Source organism: Flavisolibacter ginsengisoli DSM 18119 (genome assembly GCF_900129295.1).
Taxonomy (GTDB): domain Bacteria; phylum Bacteroidota; class Bacteroidia; order Chitinophagales; family Chitinophagaceae; genus Flavisolibacter; species Flavisolibacter ginsengisoli.
Genome location: NZ_FQUU01000008.1, coordinates 1 through 22,670 on the forward strand (window position 1 = coordinate 1; position 22,670 = coordinate 22,670).

Genomic DNA, 22,670 nt, shown 5'->3' on the forward strand with positions numbered 1-22,670 from the left:
TCCTCCCGCCCATCTCCATTTACATCTCCCTTTGCCATATGAGGCCCTTCCCTTGAAAGCATCTCGGGTAAATTACGCTCAGCATAAAAATCAATATAATCATCCTCCCTGTGCGGCTCCATCACAGTGGACACCGTATCTAAAAGCGTAACTGCTTTTTGACCCCAGCCCCCCTCCACGTACAAAGGCGCTGTGCCAGCCTTTGGCTGCTCCAGTTTGTATACCTTGTTTACTGCCGGGTGCACATATTTACTATAGCTCCTGTCTGGCCATACAATAACCATAGAATCCACCACACTGTCCCTGCCCAGGCCAATGATCTGTTTATAATCAACCGATGACTGGAAACCTCTCGATGGAACTACCTCCCGGTAATATACCTGACCACCCTTATATACCTTTACCTTACTGCCAATAGCATAACGATTAGCTCCACTGCCACGCAACTCCACCCCTATATAAGCATTGCCATTTATCTCCCTTGAATTATTGCGGTACACAAAAGCAGGCCCATTCTCATTGTTGATCACCAAATCCAAATCCCCATCACCATCCAAATCCGCATAAGCAGCACCATTTGAAAAACTCTCCTGTGTTAATCCCCATTCCTTGCCAGCATCGGAAAATTGAAGATTGCCCTTATTTAGAAATGCCTTATTAGGCAAAGGATTCACTGGAATATGTCTTAGTACTGAATCAACATTCTCTTTCTTCCCGGAGATCACCATGTTTTGAACTACATCATTAGCAAAGAAATCCATGAAGTCAAGATTGGTTACATCTTTATTAACTCCATTACATACAAAGATGTCATTAAGCCCGTCATTGTTTGCATCAAAGAATAAAGCTCCCCAACTCCAGTCTGTTGCTGCAACACCACTGTAATAAGAGGTTTCCAGGAATTTTCCATTCCTGTTGTTAACCATTAAACAGTTTTGCATGAACTGATGATAGAGCCCCACATTCAACCGTGCCCGGTACAGGTCAATATTATCAAACGCCCCCAGGGTCTTTAACCTGTAATCATCAGCAGGTAACATATCTGTAGTGAAAATATCCGGGTAACCATCATTATTGATATCGCTGATATCGGCACCCATTGAAGAAAAACTGTTGTGTTCCATGCAGTTTTCAAGTTCATCTTTAAATGTGCCGTTTTTTTGATTGATATACAGGTAATCCCTTTCGTAAGAATCATTAGCAACATATACATCAGGGTATCCGTCCATATTAATATCTGCTACAGAAACCCCGAGGCCAAAACTCATTAATGTACCATGAATACCAGCTTGCTGGCTCACTTCAACATACTTACCTCCATCATTCCTGTAAAGATGATCTCCACCACCTTTTAAAAAATTTGCTACAGGCCATTGCGCATCAGGTGTATTGCGCCGGTTATCATAGCCCAGGCTATTAATAGGCATAGGACTGTTGTTGATCAAGAAGCAGTCAAGGTCGCCATCCAGGTCATAATCAAAAAAGGAAGCCTGTGTGCAATAACCTGAGATATCCAGCCCATACTCCTTTGCCCTTTCGGTAAATGTGTTATTGTGGTTATTGATATAAAGCTTATTCCTGCGGTTGCCATCTTTCATATGACCGGAGTTGCATATGTACATATCCAGCCAGCCATCAGCATTGATGTCAACCATTACCGCACCTGTGCTCCACATCGAATCCTGCCTGAGGCCTGCCTTGTCAGAAATATCCTCAAACTTGAAATTGCCCTTGTTCAGGTACAGCTTGTTATTTCCCATATTGGAAGTAAACAGCACATCAGGCAAACCATCATTGTTGACGTCTCCCAAGGCCACACCTCCTCCATTATAAAAATTGCGGAAATAAAAACCATTGTCCAACTGGCCATCTATCACCTTATTATTGAAATCAATGCCAGTATTATCCTGTAATTGAAACAATGTCTTTTCGCCAGGTTTATGGCAGGAGCATAGTAAACATAAAACGGCAGGAAGAAAGAATAAGTTTTTCATTTTTTCATAAAGCATCTGTCCGGCAAAGTTCCCAAGCAGTTACATCAAATAGGTTATAAAGTCTAAGTCAGTGAAAGCAATTTATTCAATTAATCTAATAGAAAACAAAAACTTCGCGAAACGTTTTCATAAAAGAAAAAAGGCCATTTTTCAATGGCCTTTTAAAAAGTATTACAAGTTATGATTAATAACCAGGATTCTGAACGAGGTTTGGATTGGCTGCCAACTGACCATTAGGTATAGGGAATAACAAATACCTTGGATCACTTGCAGGCTTTTCCTGCCATGGCTCCAGGAATTTACCAAAGCGGATCAGGTCTTGTCTTCTCCAGCTTTCCAGGTACAATTCGCGACCTCTTTCATCCAGTAAATTATCAAGAGTTAAAGAAGCCAAAGGCGTAGCACCTCTGTCAGCACGAATATTATTTACAATAGTAAGTGCTCCTGCAGCATTATTAGTGCGTAACATAGCTTCAGCCTTCATTAACAATACATCTGCATAACGGAAATATGGATAATCATTATCAACAAAACCATTATCGGCATGTACGTAATCGATTGGATATTTATAAGGGCGGATACCTGTAACCTCAAGGTTAGTGCCCTTTTCAATAATGTGAACTTCCGGGGTAAAGCTCAAAGGAGCACCAGTTCTGTCCTTTAATGCTGCTCCTGTTTTCATATCATACTGCTGGCCTACGAGGAAGCCTACATTGACATGATTACCAGGATTAGAATAGGCAGGATCATTCGCAGGATAGGCAACGCCTCTTCTTTTATCTGAAGCCTCGAATTTATTATAGAAATCAGATAAAGTGGAAAAGCCGTTCCAACCTGAGGGCTGCTGGTTGTAGTGCATTACACTATGATAACGAGACCTGACAGTGGAAGCACCCGGATCAACTCCTCCTACATTTTCCTGCACCCAGATATTCTCTTTTCCAATTGTGGTATTGGCAGGTGCAAAGTTGTCAAAATAATTAGGAGCAAACGAATACTTTCCACTATTTATAACCTGGTCAGCAAGAGTTATTACCTTTTGCATATCTGCAGGATCAAAAGTAGGTGCCGCACGATTAGCATATACTCCTTTATTCAGGTAGCATTTCATTAATAATACCCTGGCTGCATCCTTATTAGCCTTGCTTGCCGGACCGTCAGGAAGATCATTTAATACTGATTCAACAGTATCTGTGATCCAGGTAAGTGCTTCCACTCCTTTCTTAACTCTTGGCGCTACGTTGGGTCCTTCACCCCTGTCTCTCCAGGGAACCTGGTCCCAACCATCAAGGATCATGAACTGGGAAAAACCACGCACCATTTTAGCTTCTGCAGCCTGTTGGGCAGTTGGATTAAAACGCAACATATCTGTGGCTGCATAAACTGCACCATTCAATGCATTGAACACTTCCCTTACACGGATGTGGTCTGCATCAAACTTATGGGAGTGCAATACGCGCCAAGCGCCATTATCATCCCAGTCACCACCACGGGTTGGCCCTATCAGTTCATCAGTGGTCATTTCTTCCAGGGCATATACTCCGGCCTGGTCCTGGAAAGTTGTTCTTAAAGAATTATAAACACCTCTCAAAAGGGCATCAGCAGCTCCGCCGGAACTGGATCCCACCTGGCTGGCCGTTAGCTGGCCAGGGAACTTTTCTTCCAGCTTGGTACAATTGACCAGCGCAAGAGAGAAAAAGCTTATTAGAAATATACTTTTACGTATCATAAGTCTTTTTTTAGAGTTTAACAGAGTTTACAGTGAAAAGTTTACACCAAAGGTTACTGTACGTGCAGATGGATAAGGAATATATTCAATACCCACAGAAGGTACACCGTTTACATTCTTATCAACGTTCACCTCAGGGTCAAATCCACTGAACTTTGTTATTACAAATAAATTCTGGCCTGTTACATACACATTGATACCCTTGAATATTCTACCAACATTACCTAAGGCATAACTCAAAGTAGCATTGGTCAATTTCAGGTAATTTCCACTTTCAAGAAATCTTGAAGATGCTGTTACCGGGTTGGCAAAAGATTCTTTAACCGGGTTTTGGTAAACTGATAATGCAATGTTTTTACCATTATTGATGCTACCTACATTGATAACGTTATTTAATGTTTCATTGTATATCTGGTGGCCAAAAGCACCGTTCGCATTGGCAGACAAAGTCAGCTTTTGAAAACGTACAGTTGTACTTAAACCTAACAATGTCTTTGGATTAGGATTTCCAACAAAATACAATACATCTCCGCCTTCTGTATAGCTTGCAAGACCAGTTGCTTTATCAATGCCAAGGTATTGCCTGGTAAAGAATGCATTGATTGGAAGGTTATTCCTGATCACTTCAATAGTGGTTCCACTGCTTCCCTGTCCACTTAATCCACCTGTATTGATTGAAGAGGATAAGCCTGTCACTTTATTAGTCATGAAGGTGGCATTTGCACCAAAGTCCCATGAAAAATCTTTCTGCTGAACTATTGAAGCATTAACTGCTGCTTCTAATCCTTTGTTGATGATGTTACCATCAAGGTTTACCCATTTAACTGTTCCACCAGGAGCTGCTGGCTGTGCTGGTTCGCTTGGGAATAAAAGTTTTGAAGTGTTCTTGTTGAAATAATCAACAACTACGCTTACCCTGTCATTCAGCAATCCAAGGTCAAAACCAATGTTCCATTGCTTATCAGTCTGCCATCCTAATTGGTCGTTGAAGGCATTATTAGGGTTCAAACCACCGCCATTATTAAATGACCAGCGGGCCACAGCTGATCCGGCAGGAAACTCCTGGTTACCAGTCTTACCCCAACCAGCTCTGAATTTCAAAGTATTCAGCACATCATTATGAGGGAAGAAATCCTCTTTGCTAACTATCCACGCAGCACCAAAGGAAGGGAAATTACCATAACGGCTGCTTGCACCAAACTTGGATGATCCATCTCTACGAATAGTAGCAGTTAATAAATATTTATCCTGTAAATTAAATACTGTCCTGGCAAAGTAAGATTGCAGTTCAGAATTAGGATCTACAAATGAACTGATAGTACGGTTGGTTGGATTAGAATACTGTATATAATTAGTATAATCCAGGCCATAATTACCAAATCCTCCAGGATCGGTAGCCTGTCCATAACCTCCCATATCATAACCCTTATTGCCATATTTGGTATACTCATAACCAATTACAGCATTTAAATGAAGAGATGATGTAAGAGCCCTGTTGAAATTAAGTGTATGTGTTAACTGTTGTGTGGTTAATTCAGCTCCGGCAATACGTGCACGGCCAATATCCAGAACATCATTGAAATTGATAAAGTTCTGTAAAGAGGTGCGACGTGTACCAGTACCATAATTGATACTATACAGGAAACGATATTCCAACCAATTGGTAAACTTAAAGTAAGGAGAAATGCTAGCCAGTATAGTTGTTACCCTGGAGTTATCATCAAATGCTCTTTGCAAAGCCAGTGGATTGATCAGGTCACCACCTCTTACAACATTTAATGAATCCTGTCCACGGGAATTCTTTACGATCAATGCCTCAGTAGGATTCCACTGAAGTGCATTACCGATTAAGCTTCCACGGGATCCTGCATTATTAGATATAGGTGCAATAGCTTCCTGGTATTGGCTTGGAATAATATTGATATCCAAACCCAGGTTCCTGCTTTCCAGGAATTTTAGCTGTGCATTAAAATTGGCAGTGTACTTTTTAATACCTGTTTTCCTTACTATACCTTCCTGGTTCAAAGCTCCAAGAGAAAGACGGAATCTTGCATTTTCAGTACCACCACTGATACCTACATTATAATTCTGAACCACACCTCTGCGTGTGATTTCATCAAAGGCATTTACATTACCGCCTTTGTCATTAGCATTGGTCAATCCATAATAGGTTAATGCCTGGCGGAACTGGCTGGCATCTAAAACTTCGATTTTCTTCATGACATTGGAAAATCCAATAGAAGTTCCAAAATCAATTCTTGGCTGACCAGATTGGCCTCTTTTAGTTGTAATGATTACAACACCATAAGCCGCCCTTGATCCATAGATAGCAGTTGCAGATGCATCTTTCAATACATCAATAGATGCGATATCTGATGGGTTAAGGAAATTCAGTGGGTTTGTACCGGGGTTACTTCCACCAACACCCAGGTCACCAAGACCAGGCCTGGCAGATCTGCCATCAAGGGCAACACCATCAACAACAAACAGTGGGTTGCCACTACCTGTAAGCGCCGAGTTACCACGGATTTTAATAGTTGAAGCTCCTCCGGGTGTACCACTATTATTAGTTATTTGCACTCCGGATACTTTACCCTGTATCAGTTGATCAGGTGAAGTATACACACCTTTATTAAAGTTCTTTTCAGTTACTGTAGATACAGCACCTGTAAGATCTTTTTTCCGGGCAGTACCATAACCAATTACAACAACCTCTGAAAGGTTGTCATTGGAAGGACTAAGCGAGGCATCTATAGACGAACGTCCATCTACTTTCAATTCTGAGGCACCATAGCCTACAGATGTAAATACGAGGGTTGCATTGTCCGCTGCAATGATGCGGTAAACCCCAGTTGCATCCGTCTGTGTAGACGTGTTAGTACCCTTAACAGAAACAGTTACCCCGGGAATACCTTTTCCGGCTTGATCCGTTACGGTTCCCGAAACTGTTCGATTCTGGGCAAATGCGGGGGTTAAAAACAATAGAAAGGCAACTACATAGGTAGTCAATTTGACGATTTTCAATTTTCGCATAGCAGTGTCGATTAGAAGATTGAGCCATTAAATTAACTTTTTTTTAGAAACAAAAACATTTTTTATAAAAAATTTATTCACATCCTTAAAATGTACAACTAAATTAAATTCAATGTACTAGAGCTTTAAACAAATTGTGTGTTCTGTACATGAAGCCCCCATGGCGGGTTCCGTCAAATAACCAACAATTTCTTACCCTGTTATATATAGTTATATAGTTACTTTAAAAAAAATTATCAGAGCAGATCCCATAAAACCGGATTATTTCATTTTTTTATACTTAGCACTTAACCTAAAAGGAAACCTTCTGGAATTATGCAACGCCTATGTACCGCCTTTGTGCCGCCTTTGAGCCGACTTTGAATCGGGTCTTTAAAGAGCCGTTATATACACTTTGAATACCTGGACCATGAGGCTTTATCCGGCATAGCTTAATAGAGTCTAGCCACATGTGAATGCAGCAAGTATCTAATACTGGTACATTATATTAAATAAAAAAGGGTCCATGAGGACCCTTGTGTTGTATTGAGATTTAATTCTTTAGCTATTTACCTTACTTACTTCAATATAGAATAAACGCATTTAAAGTTTTTTGATACGGATGTTTCGGAACCATACATCATTGCCATGGTCCTGCAATCCTATCCTTCCCTTTTGGTAAGTGCCAAATCCTTCCATCCCTTTGAATTTGCTGATGGCAATCATTTGCTTCCAGGTATCATTCCACATGGTCGTAGAAAGAGTATGTTCCCCATTCATATAAAAATCCAGTTTCCCTTTATTGGCTACTATCTCCACAGCATTCCACTCACCTGCAGGCTTGACCGCATCTTTGGATGCAAGAAGATCATACAGGTCGCCTGCCCTGTGGGTGTATAGTTTTGCATCATCATGTCCTAACTGTGTCGGTGAGCCATTATCCAATACCTGCATTTCAGGACCAGTATTCCAGGGATATTGAAATTTTGAAGGGTCTTCATGAATATAGAAGATCACACCACTATTGCCTTTAGGAGATATTTTCCAATCAAGGCGGAGGTCAAAGTTTTCAAATTCTTCGTTTGATATGATATCACCCCCTTCAGCCGTCTGCCATTCTTTTTTACTGGCGGCATCCAGGTGCAAAACACCGTCTTCAGCTTTCCATGCCTTGCCAATTGTATTCTTCCCATAGGTATGCCATCCATTGGTTGTTTTGCCGTCGAACAGGGAGACAAACCCGGTTTCGTCTTTGGAGGTACCGTTTGTTGATGCATTCATAGTTGATTGTTTTGAACTTGTGCAGGCAGAAAAAGCAAATGCCATAAAATAGACCGGTAATTTATTCATGTATTATTTTTTAAGTGAAAGGATATATGTAACCATTGCTTTGGCGTCATCTTTACTTACCTGTGGATGAGCTACCATTGGGATGGTTCCCCAATTGCCTGCACCTCCTTTAATGATCTTATCAGAAAGGGAATCGATCACTGCATCATTGGCCGGATATTTTGCTGCTACATCTATATAGGCGGGCCCTGTAGCTTTGGTTTCTACCTGGTGACAGGTGAGACAATCACTTTTAGCTACAAGGTTCAAACCTTTTTCAACTTCCGGGTTTTCGGCCTTTGTTGATGTTTGTTCTGCAGGCTTGCTATCTTTTTTGCTTTCATTGTTATTTCCGCAACTGCTTATAATGGCAATAAGGGAAAACAGTAAGATCGTTTTTTTCATTCTATTTATTATTCTGTTTAATGATCAGGTTAATTTAATCCAAGTACCTGCCGGTTAAAAGATTCACCTTCCCCGGTTTTGGCAAAGTCGTCAAAAGCTTTTTCAGTTACATTAATAATATGGTCCTTGATAAATACAGCTCCTTCCCTGGCCCCCTGCTCAGGATGCTTGATACAACATTCCCATTCCAGCACTGCCCATCCATCATAATTATATTGAGTAAGCTTACTGAATATAGATTTGAAATCCACCTGCCCATCACCGGGAGACCTGTAGCGTCCTGCCCTGTTCACCCAATCCTGGTATCCACCAAAGGTTCCCTGCCTGCCTGTGGCATGAAACTCAGAATCTTTTACATGAAAAGCACGAATACGTTGGTGGTAGTTATCTATATATTGCAAATAATCCAATTGCTGCAACACAAAATGAGATGGATCGTACAACAAGCAGGCTCTTGGGTGTTGGTTCACCTGTTCCAGGAACATCTCATAAGTTATACCATCAAACAGGTCTTCAGAAGGGTGAATCTCGTAACAAATATCTACACCACATTCATCAAACACATTTAATATAGGAGTCCACCGTTTAGCTAATTCCTTGAAACCTTCCTGCACCAACCCGGCTGGCCGCTGTGGCCAGGGATGAAAATAGGGCCATAGCAAAGAACCACTGAATGAAGGACAGGAAGTAATGCCCAAATGCTGGCAGGCTTTAGCTGCATACTTCATTTGTTGCACTGCCCATTCAGTCCTTGCTTTAGGATTGCCTCTAAATGCTTCAGGTGCAAATCCATCAAATAATATATCATATGCCGGGTGCACTGCTACCAGTTGACCCTGTATATGTGTGGCTAACTCTGTTATTTCAAGTCCACAGTCAGCTACAAGCCCTTTGAGATCATCACAGTAAGTTTTACTCTCGGCTGCTTTTTGAAGATCGATACACCTTGGATCATTCGTTGGTATCTGCACCCCTACAAATCCTAAACCTTTTGCCCACTGGCAGATAGAGCGCAGGTCATTGAATGGAGGCTGATCGCCTAGAAACTGGGCTAAAAAAATTCCGGGTCCTTTTATTGTTTTCATACTCCTTAAAAGGTGCAAGCATATGCACCAGGATTTTGTTTATGCCAAATATATCTGGATATGATGTATTAATTGCCTGGAAAAGTTTGTTGGTGCATATTACCAGTTACTCAAACCGTAAAATCATACCATTTTTTATCAGACTGCGATGATGCCACAACGTTATCTATAAAAGCCATCATCCGAACGCCTTCTTCTACACGGGGATAATCGGCATTTTCTTTAGATGGTTCTTTACCTTCCTGTTTTGCCAGCAAGGAAAGTGCAAAATTCCTATAGATATTTCCAAAGGCCTCAAGGTACCCTTCAGGATGACCGCCAGGTGTGCGGCAATTTTGAGTAGCAAAGGAAGATAAATGATTTGTGTATCCCGCCCCTGCCCTCAATACCTGTGTGGGAGCATCCAGCCATTTCACCAATAATGTATTAGGCTCCTGCTGGGCCCATTCGATGCCACCCTTTTCTCCATAGATCCTTAACCTTAGTGCATTTTCTTCCCCTGCAGCCACCTGCGTGGCCACCAGTACACCACTGGCACCATTATCAAATTTCAGCAACACTCCCCCGTCATCATCCAGGCCTCTTCCTTCTACTACTATGTTCAGATCAGCACAAAGCTTTGAAATTTTTGCACCTGATACATACTCAGCCAGGTGGGCAGCATGTGTACCTATATCTCCCATACATCCCGCTTTCCCAGATTTTTTCGAGTCTGTTCTCCACGCTGCCTGCGCATTGCCTTCCCGTTCACTTAATTTACTCAGCCATCCCTGTGCATACTCCACGTAAACCTTACGTATCTTTCCTAATGCTCCATCCCTGATCATTTGCCTGGCTTGCTTTACCATGGGATAACCAGAATATGTATGTGTCAGGCAAAGTTGCAAACCCGTCTCCTGAACTTTTTGCTGCAATTGTTTGGCTTCTTCCAAAGTAAAGGTCATGGGCTTTTCAATAACCACATTGAAACCATGATCCAGCGCCATCATGGCTGGTGCGAAGTGAGCGAAATTCGGGGTGACGATGGTAACGAAATCTATTCTTTTATCTGCCGGCATTTCGCTTTCCTTGCGGATCATTTCTTCATAATTGAGGTAGATCCTGTTCTCATCCAAAAACAGTGACTTGCCCGAATCAACAGCTATATCAGGATTAATACTCAATGCCCCGCAAACTAATTCTACAAGTCCATCCATATTTAAAGCAATGCGATGCACTGCTCCAATAAAAGCATCTTTTCCGCCGCCGATCATGCCCATTCTTAATTTTCTCATATTGACTATGGTTTAAAATTAAATAGTAAAATATGTCAATGACAGGTTGCCCATAGAATGGCACAACACTATAATTTCAATGATTGCTAAAAGTATGAATGAATTGCTTACTTCTCTACATAGATTTACTTAGCACACCACTATTTTTTATGTGTGTGTATTTTTTGTGGTAAAGAATTATTTCGCCATTTTTAAAAAATAGTACATTTAAGCACGCGACTAACGATGAAGGGAAGTTACACGTACACTTGTTATCAATTATTTTCTCAAAAGATCAGCTTCCAGGATTCTCGTCTAACATACAAATTCAACAAAACAATTTGCGCATGAAAATGTCAACCCGGATCCAGCTTTCCCTTATGATGTTTCTAAACTTCTTTGTTTGGGGTGCCTGGTTTGTTACTATGGGAACTTACCTGAAAACTCAACTGAATGCTTCTGACGTTAATGTAGGTGTGGCTTATGGCACGCAGGCATTGGGTGCCATTGCAGCACCATTTATCATTGGCCTTATCGCTGACAAGTTCTTTGCCGCACAAAAAATATTAGGTGTGCTGCATCTTGTTGGTGCCGCTTTGATGTACTATATATCCACCCTTGATAATTTCAGTGCTTTTTATCCTATTCTCCTTGTTTATATGATATTGTTCATGCCAACACTTGCGTTGGTGAACTCAGTTTCATTCAAGCAAATGAGGAGTCCGGAAAAAGAATTTTCCAACATTCGTGTATGGGGAACAATCGGATGGATCGTTGCAGGTTTGATCATTGGCTGGCTGGCCTGGGAGCAAAAAAGCACTCTTGTTAATACATTCAGGTTATCCGCCATTTTATCAGTAGTGCTGGGGTTATTCAGTTTCTCACTGCCCAATACACCTCCACCTAAAGCCGGTACCAAAACAACATTTGGCGAGATCATTGGACTTGAATCATTAGGGCTGTTAAAGGACAGGAATTTCCTGATTTTTTTCCTTGCTTCCTTACTGATCTGTATACCACTTGCTTTCTACTACCAGGAAACCAATATATACTTAAATGAGATCAATGTAAAGGGAGCTGCAGGTAAAATGACCTTTGGACAGATGTCTGAAATGCTGTTCCTTTTCGCCATGCCCTGGTTTTTTTCCCGCCTTGGTGTAAAAAAAATGCTGCTGGTAGGTATGGCTGCATGGGCTGTGCGGTACTTCTTATTTGGATATGGCGACACAGGCAGTGGCATGTGGATGCTTTACCTTGGAATTATACTTCATGGTGTTTGCTATGATTTCTTTTTTGTAACCGGGCAGATCTATACTGATGAGAGAGCTGGAGAAAGAATACGTTCTTCTGCCCAGGGAATGATTACCCTGGCTACCTATGGTGTAGGTATGTTGATAGGCTTTTGGATAGCAGGCCTGGTGGCAGAAAAATATTCACTCCCAGGTGGCGGTCATGACTGGAAGAGCATCTGGATGGTACCTGCAGTTATTGCTTTTGCCATATTAATATTATTCGCCTTATTTTTTAAACCTGTCAAAAAGAAAGTCATTACAGAATCAGAAGCAGAAAAAGGTTTGGCAGCTACCCCACTTACCTGAGACGTTGACCATAAAAGATAAAATGCAAAGAAGAGACCTTGTAAAAAAGATTGTTGTGGGTTCAACAGCCATCGCCCTGGCACCTGTGGCTAGCCTTGCTACATGCGGTGCCTCACCCAAACAGGCATTGAAAGGAAATATCAACCATTCCGTTTGCCGGTGGACTTATGATTTTCTTTCACTGGATGAATTATGCCAGGCAGTAAAAAAGCTGGGCTTTGCGGCTATTGACCTGGTGGGCCCGAAAGACTGGCCACTGCTTAAGCAGTATGGAATATACTCCTCCATGTGTAACGGAGCAGAGATCAGCTTAACGGAAGGTTGGAATAATAAACAATACCACCCCACGTTAGTAAAGAACTATACAGAACACATTAACCTAGTGGCCAAAGCAGGCTATAAAAACCTGATCTGCTTCAGTGGGAGCCGAAAAGGCATGGATGATGAAACAGGTTTAAAAAATTGTGTTGAAGGTCTTCAGCAGGTAATTTCCCTGGCCGAAAAAAAAGGAGTGATTGTTCAGATGGAACTCCTGAACAGTAAGGTGGATCACAAAGATTATATGTGCGACAGATCCAACTGGGGCATCGAACTTTGTAAAAGATTAAGCTCTCCCAACTTTAAACTACTTTATGATATCTATCATATGCAGATTGATGAAGGAGATGTGATCAGGACCATACAGAATCACCATGAATACTTTGGTCATTACCACACCGGGGGTGTACCAGGCAGGCATGAGATTAACGATACACAGGAGTTATATTATCCTGCTATCATGAAAGCCATCCTCCAGACAGGATTTAAAGATTATGTGGCACAGGAGTTCATTCCAACGGGAAAAGATAACAATGAAAAGATACAATCATTAAAGCAGGCCATACTGACATGTGATGTATAATAAACAGAAGTACCTAACTTGTAACCATTATTTCTCGATATACTCTATTCTTAAAAACGAAAACCCTAAAAAGATTTTATGCCTGACAATACGTATGATGCCATCGTGGTAGGTTCCGGGATCAGTGGCGGCTGGGCCGCAAAAGAACTAACCGAAAAAGGTTTGAAGGTTTTATTGCTGGAACGTGGAGAAAATATAGAGCATATAAAAGACTACGTTAGTACCAATAAAGCTCCCTGGGAATTTCCTCATCGTGGCGGACGGACACAGGAAATGATAAAAGACTATCCTGTATTGAAAAGAGATTACCCGCTGAATGAAATGAACCTTAACTGGTGGGTAAAAGACAAGGAATGTCCTTATACAGAGGTAAAGCGTTTTGACTGGTACAGAGGTTATCATGTTGGCGGACGATCGCTGATGTGGGGACGGCAGTGTTACCGGTGGAGTGATTTTGATTTTGAGGCAAATGCCAAGGACGGCATTGCAATTGATTGGCCTATCCGGTATAAGGATATCGCTCCCTGGTACGATTATGCAGAAACATTTGCAGGAATCAGTGGTTCTAAAGAAGGTTTACCGCAGTTACCCGATGGTAAATTCATGCCTGCTATGGAAATGAATTGCGTGGAGAAAGATGTAGCGGCCCGCATTAAACAAAACTTTGGTGGCAAACGTAATATGATCATTGGGCGCACTGCCAATATTACGGTTCCTCATGAGAACAGGACCAATTGTCAATACAGAAATAAATGCTGGCTGGGTTGTCCTTTTGGAGGCTATTTCAGTACTCAATCAGCTACCCTGCCTGCTGCCATGAAAACAGGCAACCTTACGCTTCGCCCTTTTTCTATAGCCAAAGAGATCATTTATGATAAGGACACTAAAAAAGCAAAAGGTGTACGAATCCTGGATGCAATGGACAATAAGACCTATGATTATTTTTCCAAGATTGTCTTTGTCAATGCATCTGCCCTTAACTCAGCCTGGTTATTGATGAATTCAGCCACGGATATCTGGCCTGGTGGACTGGGTAGCAGTAGTGGTGAATTAGGCCACAATTTAATGGACCACCATTTTAGGGTTGGTGCTTCAGGTAGCGTAGATGGATATGAGGACAAATACTATTATGGAAAAAGACCAAATGGTATTTACGTGGTGCGTTACAGGAACCTGGATGGCGAAAAGCGTGATTATATCCGTGGATTTGGATACCAGGGTGGCGCCGGACGTTCAGGTTGGGCAAGAGAGATAGCCGAATTAAATATTGGCGGAGAATATAAAGATGCACTCTCCGAACCAGGCCAATGGACCATGGGCATGACAGCCTTTGGGGAGATGCTTCCTTATCATGAAAACATGATCACATTGGATAAGGACAAAAAAGATAAATGGGGCATGCCTGTTCTTGCCATAGACTGTGAGATCAAGGATAATGAGAAGAAAATGCGTGTGGACATGGCTAATGATGCCAAGGAAATGCTGGAAGCCGCTGGGATAAAGAATGTTTCAACCTATGACAATGATTATTACCCGGGCATGGGCATTCATGAAATGGGTACGGCAAGAATGGGAAAAGACCCCAAGACCTCAGTGTTGAATGAATGGAACCAGGTATGGGATGCGCAGAATGTATTTGTTACGGATGGCGCGTGTATGACATCAGCCTCCTGCGTGAATCCATCTCTTACTTATATGGCATTAACAGCCAGGGCCTGTGATCATGCCGTAAAGGAATTGAAAAAGATGAATATCTAAATACAATCGGTACTATATAGCTCAGACAAACCATAATATAAACCTATTGAACCATAAATTTTTTTAGTCTATGCCTGATAAAAACGAGGAATTACCACAACAGAATTCAAGAAGGGATTTTATAAAGAATACGGCTTTAGCAACCGCAGGATTTTTTATTGTGCCAAGATTCGTGTTGGGTGGTAAAGGTTTTATTGCACCAAGCGACCGGCTGATAGTAGCAGGTATTGGTGTTGGCGGAAAAGGGGAAAGCGACATTATGAATTTTTACAAATCAGGAAAGGCAGAAATTGCTTTTCTCTGTGATGTTGATGATCGCAGGGCCGCCAATTCAATTAAAAGCTTTCCAAAAGCTAAATATTATAAGGACTGGCGCGAAATGCTGGACAAAGAATCAAAGAATTTTGACGCCGTTTCAGTATCTACCCCAGACCACAACCATGCTGCTCCTGCGCTTGCAGCCATGCAACTGGGTAAACATGTGTATGTACAAAAGCCTTTAACGCATGATATATATGAAGCAAGGGTTTTGACCCAGGCAGCCAAACGTTATAACGTAGTGACACAAATGGGTAACCAGGGTGCTTCTGGTGATGGTGTTCGCCAGCTAATGGAATGGTATGATGCAGGACTTATCGGTGATGTACATACTGTTTATTGCTGGACTGACCGCCCCGTATGGCCGCAAGGAATTCCCTGGCCCACACAAAAAGCCGAAGTACCAAAAGAACTGAACTGGGACCTGTGGCTGGGTACTGCTCCTTATAAAGATTATGTAGACAAACTGGTGCCTTTTAACTGGCGCGGATGGTGGGATTATGGAACAGGTGCATTGGGAGATATGGGATGTCACATCATCGAGCCGGCATTCCGTGTATTGAACCTTAGTTATGCCACAGATGTACAGGCTTCTGTTGGAAGTGTATATGTTGATGAATTTAAACGAGGATATTTCCCCGAAAGTTGCCCTCCTTCCAGCCATGTTATTCTTAACTATCCCAAAACCAATAAAACCAAACATGATGTAACACTGCACTGGATGGATGGCGGTATTCAACCCGAGCGTCCCGAAGAACTGGGCGCTAATGAAACATTCGGTGATGGTGGCAATGGTACATTCTTCATTGGCACAAAGGGTAAGATGATGTGTGGCACTTATGGAGCCAACCCCAAGCTTCTTCCTATATCCCGTACAGATCACGTGAAAGTGAAACAGAAATATCCAAGAGTGAAGGGCGGTGCCGAAGGCCATTATGCACAATGGGTGGAAGCCTGTATAGCAGGAAAAGGAAAGAATGAAGTAAGCTCTCCTTTTGAATCCGCCGGACCATTAACTGAATCTTTATTAATGGCCAACCTGGCCATCAGGGCCTTTGACATCAGGGTACCTAAAGCAGATAAGAAAGGTTTTGATTTCCCAGGCCGTTATATCAAATTGTTATGGGATAATGATAATATGAAAGTGACCAATTTCGATGCTGTGAACCAGTTTGTAAAACGTGAATACAGGCAGGGCTACAGCCTGAAAGTATAACCTTATCATTTATATCAATAATAAACGAATTCAAACTCTAAAATCTTTCAATATGGAACGCAGGGAAGCCGTAAAATATATCAGCATTCTTTTAGGCGGCACTTTAGTAGGTGCAGATAGTTTTCTTACAGGTTGCAAGAGTTCAACAGGAAAGCCTGGTGAATGGTCACAGGATGATGTGGCCTACCTTGATGAAATAGCAGAAACCATTTTACCCCAAACCAACACACCGGGTGCAAAAGCCGCTAAGGTGGGCCAGTTTATGACGGTGATGGTAAATGATTGCTATGAAGAAGGTGATCAAAAAACCTTTAGAGATGGCATGGATAAGCTCAATGAAGCCAGTAAGAAAAAATACAGCAACAGCTTCATGAAGATCAGTCCTGAGCAGAGAAAAGAACTGTTGATCGCCCTTGATAAGGAAGCAAAGGATTACCAGGTAAAAGTGTCTGACTTTAATGGTAAGGAGGATAAGAAAGAAAGAGAAGAGCTGGCAAAGGGAAATATGAAATACCAGAAGCAAAAAATGTCTCCTCATTATTTTTCATTGATGAAGCAGTTGACATTACTTGGTTATTTTACTTCGGAGCCCGGCGCTACCAAAGCTTTGAGATATAACCCTGTTCCAGGCAAATTTGAAGGATGCATCCCTTACAAAAAAGGTGATAAAGCCTGGGCCTGATCTCTAAATATAAAACCTACACTATGCCATACCAACGCAGGGAATTTCTTAAAAGCGCCACATTGATTGGATCGGGCATTGTCCTTGGGTCCTATTCAGGCCTTTTAGGCTGTAAGTCTGCTAATAGCAGTAAAACCATTAGTGAGAACTTCGGGCTTCAGCTATATACCCTGAGAGATGTTTTGCCTTCGGATCCTAAAGGCATCCTCACAAAGGTGGCCTCCTATGGTTATAAACAAATAGAAAGCTATGAAGGTGACAAAGGGATGTTCTGGGGCATGTCCAATACAGAATTTAAAAGATTAATGGACGACCTGGGTATGAAGATCATATCAAGCCATTGTGATATCAATAAAAACTTTGATCGCAAGGCAGCTGAAGCAGCTGCCATTGGAATGAAGTATCTCATTTGCCCTTACCTGGGTCCACAGAAAAGCATTGATGATTTTAAGAGAGCTGCAGAGAACTTCAATCAAAAAGGAGAAGTTTGTAAAAAAAATGGGTTGCGTTTTGCCTACCACAACCATGATTATGGTTTTATTCCGCAGGAAGGACAATTGCCCCAGGACGTTTTAATGCAGCATACCAATAAAGACCTCGTAGATTTTGAAATGGATATTTACTGGGTAGTAACTGCAGGCCAGGATCCTATAACCTGGTTTAACAAATACCCAGGCCGATTTAAATTAAGCCACATTAAAGACAGGGAAAAGAATGCCTCTGCTAAAGACGCCTCTGTCATACTGGGGCAAGGAGAAATAGACTTCCATAAAATCCTTAAAGAAGGACAAAAAAAAGGATTGGATTATTTTATAGTAGAACAGGAGCGCTATGAAGGTACCACCCCGCTGGAAGCCGCAAAAGCAGATGCCCAATACTTAAAGGAGTTCAGGCTTTAAGCTACTTCTTAGTAGAATCTACATAGGTGGAGTCAATCTTGGTCTTATCCCTTGTATCAGGTGAAATACTATTAATGGTATCTGGTACATTTCCATTTACATTTTCCACGGGTGTATTGGGTGAAGCTTCATTGGTGGTGGTTGGTGAAGATGAATCGCTTCCATTTGAGCAAGAGGCTAAAAATGCGATCATTCCAACAATTAAATAATTCTTCATGATAATGTATTTGGTTAATGAAACATTCCATTTATTTCAAAATTTAAGCCAGTACATATCAGGGAATGATAGGCCAATGTTTAAAAACGCATTATAATGATGTGGAAAATACGGTACAGAATATTTTATTCTAAATGTTGATAAATAAATTGCCGGGCTTAAAACAGGCTAAAATGCGGCAATAAACCCGATGTGAATAAATGCAACTATACCTTTTATGAAAGGACACCTGTTTTCCGTTATCAATTACCATCCTATCTTGTACATACAAACCTTATCCTAGTAAAAACATTATCCAAGTCTTTGAACAACTAATTAGCCACCAATATCTGAAAACCTTAGAGGCTTCTGATTTATCAGAAGCTTTTTCTTTTTAGTAAGGTCCCGCGAAGTCATAAGAATGCCTCTTTTGCTTTTACATTAATTACAGCATATTTAGCACGAGCCATTTTCTCTGTACCTAATTCCGGGGGTTGCACTACCCATGCCTCGGAATACTTATCCCCTGGAGTCTCCGGTAGATCTCAGTTGCATATTCATCAGTCATGCCGCTTAAATAATCAAGGGCATTCATAACCTTCTCATATTTACTGCTGGTGTCTTTAAACTCTGTAAATTGATAGGGGAATAATTTCAAAACCTTCTCCTCCTTATGTGAAGGTTTTTCTTTTAACAATGCGGGTATAAATAATTGTAAAAGCCCGGACATTACGTTATAACCTGCTATCTCTACCTGGATCACTGTGTCATGCCCATATATCTTATGAAGCGATATATCCTGGATGGTTTTTAAAGCGCCTGTTCGGCCTTCAATATTATCAATCAATGTATCATTAAATGTTCCGCTTAGTATAGCTTCTTTATTATCATAAAATACATCCACCGCAGCATTGGCAAGCAGGTTGATAACACGTGCCCGTACAAAAGCAATGGCCTCATTGGTGTCTTTAATATCCTTAAAATACCGAAGTGTCTTATCAGCTTCTCCCCCCTTTGGTTTTATGGCATTTATTAATTCTATAAATGCATCCCTTACCGTTTCTACAGGCAAAATGCCAAGACGATGTGCATCTTCCATATCAATTATACTATAACAGATATCATCTGCAGCTTCTACCAGGTAAACAAATGGATGCCGCTTATAAACTATGGGATCATTGGTTTCCGGTATCATCCCTAATTCAGTTGCGATCTTTTCAACTGTTTCCTTTTCGGTCTGGAAGAAACCATATTTCTTGCGGTGCTTATATTTTTTGAGTACTGCCGTAGATTCACAAGGATATTTTAAAATGGAAGCAATCGTTGTATAAGTCAACCCAAACCCACCCTGGAACCTTCCCTTAAAGCTATGCGTCAATACCCGCACCGCATTTGCGTTGCCTTCAAAAGAAGTAAGATCCTTCCACTCCTTTTCATTGAAAAACCCGATCAGTTCCTGTCCTTCTATTTGTGTATGGGCATTCTCAATGAAATAGGACGAAATAGCTTTTTCACCTGAATGTCCAAAAGCGGGATTTCCAATATCATGGGCAAGGCAGGCAGCAGCTATAACATTGGCCAATTCATAGCGATAAAACTCGTAGGCATCATCATTGCCAGACTTATAATCCATGCTGATGCGTTCCCCTATCATTTTACCTAAAGATCTGCCAACACTAGCCACTTCAAGGCTGTGAGTAAGCCGATTGTGGACGAATGCTGTTCCCGGGAGCGGAAACACCTGCGTTTTATTTTGTAGTCTTCGAAAGGCAGAGGAGAAAATAAGGCGGTCAAAATCTCGTTGAAATCCCGACCTGGCACCCGTTGGTATTTTATCAGACCCTACCCTCTTCTCAGTATATATATTTTGGAATTCCATTTACGGCATTATAAAGCCGTAAATGTACAGGGAAAATGATTGTGGCCATATTGTTCAAGGTTTTCAACTATTCAATCCGGTACACTATTCCCGGCATAAAGCGCCCAAATTCATAGTGGAAAGTAAATACTACGTGAGGAGTCTTTTTTCCTGAAGCTTTTAAAAATGCATAGCGGTGATAATTATTAACTACCTGCCTGCCACTTAAATAACCAAGAGCTGCACCTACCAGAACATCAGTTGCCCAATGCCTGTTTTCTGTGATCCGGCTGATTCCAATAAGAGAGGCTGTACTATATGCTAAAACAGGCACCCAGGGCTTATTCCTGTATTCTATTGCGAAAACGGTAGCTGCCGCAAATGCTACGGTGGTATGCCCTGAAGGAAATGAACTGCTTACTGTTTGTCCATTATATTTCCTTCCTAAAATGGAGATCGGTCCATGAAACCTCGGAGTGCCCATAGTGTCGACGCCAAAATAACTAGGTCGTTGCCTTCCTGACAGGTATTTTGCAATAGACTCTATCATTCCACCTGTTATATATGCCTGTGTGGCCAGCAATGTTGTATTCAGTATTTTTTCTTTTTTAAAGAATAATCCATATGCGGCAAATGATGCAAGCGTATACGTTTCATAAGGGCCTCCGAAATTGGTAATGAACCGGCTTACTTTTCTGACTTCTTCACTGTTATTACGAATACGAAAAGCCTGCTTTTGTATGGGTACATCTGCAAAGGCAAGTGCTCCTGTTAATAAAGCAAAAGCGCCTACTTTTTTCCATGTATTTACCGAGGTGTGAAAAGGAGCTGTCAATTGCTGCTTAAAGTCACTACCTAAAAGAATAAAATAGCCAGGTATGTTAATCCTTATGTTGGTATTGTATTCCATTTTTGGCATCCCCACCCCTTCTTTGGCTGTATCGGTTACCATGCTCAAACTATCCAATTGCTTCCAGGTTCCCAAAATGTTCTGCCCATTCGCAAATTGAAAAGACAGAAACAATGTGATGACCAGGACATATATTTTCATTTTATACAAAGACATGTAACTGAGCGGATTTGGAATGTTCATTTTCTTCAACTACTGATATATATTATTTCGTCATTTTAGAATAGACTGAGGACATATCTGGCCCCCTCAAAAATGAGTAATTTCTTCCATGGCGCAATTGTTGAAAGTACTTAATTGTTTCTCATCAATAAGTGAAACAAATAACTTAAAACAGTTAATATGAAAAATGCATTAAAATCAATGAACATTAAAATGTTCTTCGCATTGATGATTTGCACTTTAGTGCAAGTAGTATTGTTTGCCCAGGACAGTGGAGGTTCTACAACCAGCAGTTCATCCAAAAAGGTTGACATTAATGTACAAAATAGTGGTGGTGACTGGTATACTTCTCCATGGGTATGGATTATAGGAGCTGCTGTATTTATCCTTTTACTTGTGGCATTGGTAGGTGGCGAAAGAAGTCGTTCCTCTGATACCAGCACTGACAGGGTAACTGTAACCAAAACAGTTGAAAGAGATACAGATGTATAATGACATGATTATTAAAAACTAAAGCCATCCTGATTACCGGGATGGCTTTTTAACGCTTAAGCGTCAATCAGATATTTTAATGGCGCAACCCGGTTAGGCGAAACTAACCGAAGGTTCCCATGAATAATCTGTAGATATCATGAATACCTCCTTTTCTTTGATGAGGAATGAAGATACAACCTAACATCAAATAAAAAAACCAAAATAACGTTCTTAAAAAAAGCTTTATAAAATTCTTAAGAAACTGAACCTGAACCTTTTCTGTATTAAATATTTTAGAGAAAAGCACAAACAGAAACAATCGAATATCTTGTAGGCGCATTTAGCATAAACCCTTGAAAACTTCAAAATAATTGTTCATGAACGAGCAGCTTTTCTTACATAATGTAAACACAAAAGCAAAGCAACTGAATATTAATCCGCTACTGCTTTTATCCGGCATTGAAGGTCTTTATACTTTTAAAGATGTTCAACTCAATGCTATTAATTATGAATTCCTGGATAGCCTGATACTTTCCATCTTTGCGCTACGCATTGGCGACCAGTTTCATACCCTGGCCCAGGAAAACCTGTTAAGTTCCAATAGTGGCGTCCGTGATGCCGCCGCTTATGAATTGCAGGAAATGAAAACAGAGCAAATCGCCCGTTCATCCAATACTTATCTTCAATCTTTTGCTTCCATACTTGCAGGTAAAAGTATTATTCGCAATTACCATGAAAAAGCATTAGAAGTGGCGGCTTTTGAAATCAAAAAAACACAACTGGCATATCATGCCAATAGCATCAGTACAATTGTACTGGCACTCTGTGAAACCGAGCTCAAGGATAGCCTGAACCTGACCAATTTCTTTAATTCCTGACAGTAATAGAACT

Annotated in this window: 18 protein-coding genes; 8 read left to right on the plus strand and 10 right to left on the minus strand. The window is 41.1% G+C overall.

What is annotated here, in order from left to right:
- The 7 genes from BUA53_RS10370 to BUA53_RS10400 form a co-directional block, all read right to left on the minus strand.
- Window positions 1-1,994 (minus strand): CRTAC1 family protein (locus BUA53_RS10370; protein ID WP_139256408.1); only part of this gene is annotated, 1,994 nt, incomplete at its 3' end.
- 184 nt (window positions 1,995-2,178) lie between these two features.
- Window positions 2,179-3,723: a RagB/SusD family nutrient uptake outer membrane protein gene (locus BUA53_RS10375; RefSeq protein ID WP_072835311.1), complete on the minus strand. Its 1,545-nt coding sequence runs from the start codon at window positions 3,721-3,723 to the stop codon at window positions 2,179-2,181.
- Window positions 3,724-3,750: 27 nt separating this feature from the next.
- On the minus strand, window positions 3,751-6,756 hold the full coding sequence (locus tag BUA53_RS10380; RefSeq protein WP_072835312.1) for a SusC/RagA family TonB-linked outer membrane protein: 3,006 nt from the start codon (window positions 6,754-6,756) through the stop codon (window positions 3,751-3,753).
- A gap of 582 nt (window positions 6,757-7,338) precedes the next feature.
- Entirely contained in the window at window positions 7,339-8,085 is a 747-nt protein-coding gene (locus BUA53_RS10385; RefSeq protein WP_072835313.1) for a 3-keto-disaccharide hydrolase, read from the minus strand.
- A gap of 3 nt (window positions 8,086-8,088) precedes the next feature.
- Window positions 8,089-8,469, minus strand: coding sequence for a c-type cytochrome (locus BUA53_RS10390; RefSeq protein WP_072835314.1), 381 nt, complete (start codon window positions 8,467-8,469; stop codon window positions 8,089-8,091).
- 29 nt (window positions 8,470-8,498) lie between these two features.
- Window positions 8,499-9,554, minus strand: coding sequence for a sugar phosphate isomerase/epimerase family protein (locus BUA53_RS10395; RefSeq protein ID WP_072835315.1), 1,056 nt, complete (start codon window positions 9,552-9,554; stop codon window positions 8,499-8,501).
- A 110-nt stretch (window positions 9,555-9,664) separates the two neighbouring features.
- Window positions 9,665-10,828, minus strand: coding sequence for a Gfo/Idh/MocA family protein (locus tag BUA53_RS10400; RefSeq protein ID WP_245793087.1), 1,164 nt, complete (start codon window positions 10,826-10,828; stop codon window positions 9,665-9,667).
- 326 nt (window positions 10,829-11,154) lie between these two features.
- Here BUA53_RS10400 and BUA53_RS10405 point away from each other — a divergent pair, with 326 nt between their 5' ends.
- The 6 genes from BUA53_RS10405 to BUA53_RS10430 all read left to right on the plus strand — a co-directional run bounded on the left by BUA53_RS10405 (window position 11,155) and on the right by BUA53_RS10430 (window position 18,179).
- Window positions 11,155-12,405 carry a nucleoside permease gene (locus tag BUA53_RS10405; protein WP_072835316.1) on the plus strand — a complete coding sequence of 417 codons (1,251 nt, stop codon included), beginning with the start codon at window positions 11,155-11,157 and terminating at the stop codon, window positions 12,403-12,405.
- 22 nt (window positions 12,406-12,427) lie between these two features.
- Window positions 12,428-13,306 carry a hydroxypyruvate isomerase family protein gene (locus tag BUA53_RS10410; RefSeq protein ID WP_072835317.1) on the plus strand — a complete coding sequence of 293 codons (879 nt, stop codon included), beginning with the start codon at window positions 12,428-12,430 and terminating at the stop codon, window positions 13,304-13,306.
- A gap of 78 nt (window positions 13,307-13,384) precedes the next feature.
- A complete protein-coding gene (locus tag BUA53_RS10415) occupies window positions 13,385-15,064 on the plus strand; it encodes a GMC oxidoreductase (protein WP_072835318.1) in 1,680 nt (559 codons plus the stop codon).
- Between the two features lie 70 nt (window positions 15,065-15,134).
- Window positions 15,135-16,598 carry a Gfo/Idh/MocA family protein gene (locus BUA53_RS10420; protein ID WP_072835319.1) on the plus strand — a complete coding sequence of 488 codons (1,464 nt, stop codon included), beginning with the start codon at window positions 15,135-15,137 and terminating at the stop codon, window positions 16,596-16,598.
- A 52-nt stretch (window positions 16,599-16,650) separates the two neighbouring features.
- Window positions 16,651-17,280 carry a gluconate 2-dehydrogenase subunit 3 family protein gene (locus tag BUA53_RS10425; protein ID WP_072835320.1) on the plus strand — a complete coding sequence of 210 codons (630 nt, stop codon included), beginning with the start codon at window positions 16,651-16,653 and terminating at the stop codon, window positions 17,278-17,280.
- A gap of 23 nt (window positions 17,281-17,303) precedes the next feature.
- The gene (locus BUA53_RS10430; RefSeq protein ID WP_072835321.1) at window positions 17,304-18,179 is read left to right on the plus strand and encodes a sugar phosphate isomerase/epimerase family protein; all 876 of its coding nucleotides are present in this window, start codon (window positions 17,304-17,306) and stop codon (window positions 18,177-18,179) included.
- 1 nt (window position 18,180) lies between these two features.
- On the opposite strand, the gene BUA53_RS10435 is transcribed toward BUA53_RS10430, so the two are convergent.
- The 3 genes from BUA53_RS10435 to BUA53_RS10445 form a co-directional block, all read right to left on the minus strand.
- Window positions 18,181-18,396, minus strand: a complete 216-nt coding sequence (locus tag BUA53_RS10435) for a hypothetical protein (RefSeq protein ID WP_072835322.1) — start codon at window positions 18,394-18,396, stop codon at window positions 18,181-18,183.
- Window positions 18,397-18,874: 478 nt separating this feature from the next.
- A complete protein-coding gene (gene dgt / locus BUA53_RS10440) occupies window positions 18,875-20,254 on the minus strand; it encodes a dGTP triphosphohydrolase (protein ID WP_072835323.1) in 1,380 nt (459 codons plus the stop codon).
- 67 nt (window positions 20,255-20,321) lie between these two features.
- Window positions 20,322-21,299, minus strand: coding sequence for a phosphatase PAP2 family protein (locus BUA53_RS10445; protein ID WP_072835324.1), 978 nt, complete (start codon window positions 21,297-21,299; stop codon window positions 20,322-20,324).
- A 186-nt stretch (window positions 21,300-21,485) separates the two neighbouring features.
- Between BUA53_RS10445 and BUA53_RS10450 the strand changes: the two genes are divergently transcribed.
- Together BUA53_RS10450 and BUA53_RS10460 are read left to right on the plus strand one after the other, a co-directional pair.
- A complete protein-coding gene (locus BUA53_RS10450; protein WP_072835325.1) occupies window positions 21,486-21,797 on the plus strand; it encodes a hypothetical protein in 312 nt (103 codons plus the stop codon).
- 359 nt (window positions 21,798-22,156) lie between these two features.
- Window positions 22,157-22,657: a hypothetical protein gene (locus BUA53_RS10460; protein ID WP_072835327.1), complete on the plus strand. Its 501-nt coding sequence runs from the start codon at window positions 22,157-22,159 to the stop codon at window positions 22,655-22,657.
- Window positions 22,658-22,670 lie beyond the last annotated feature (13 nt).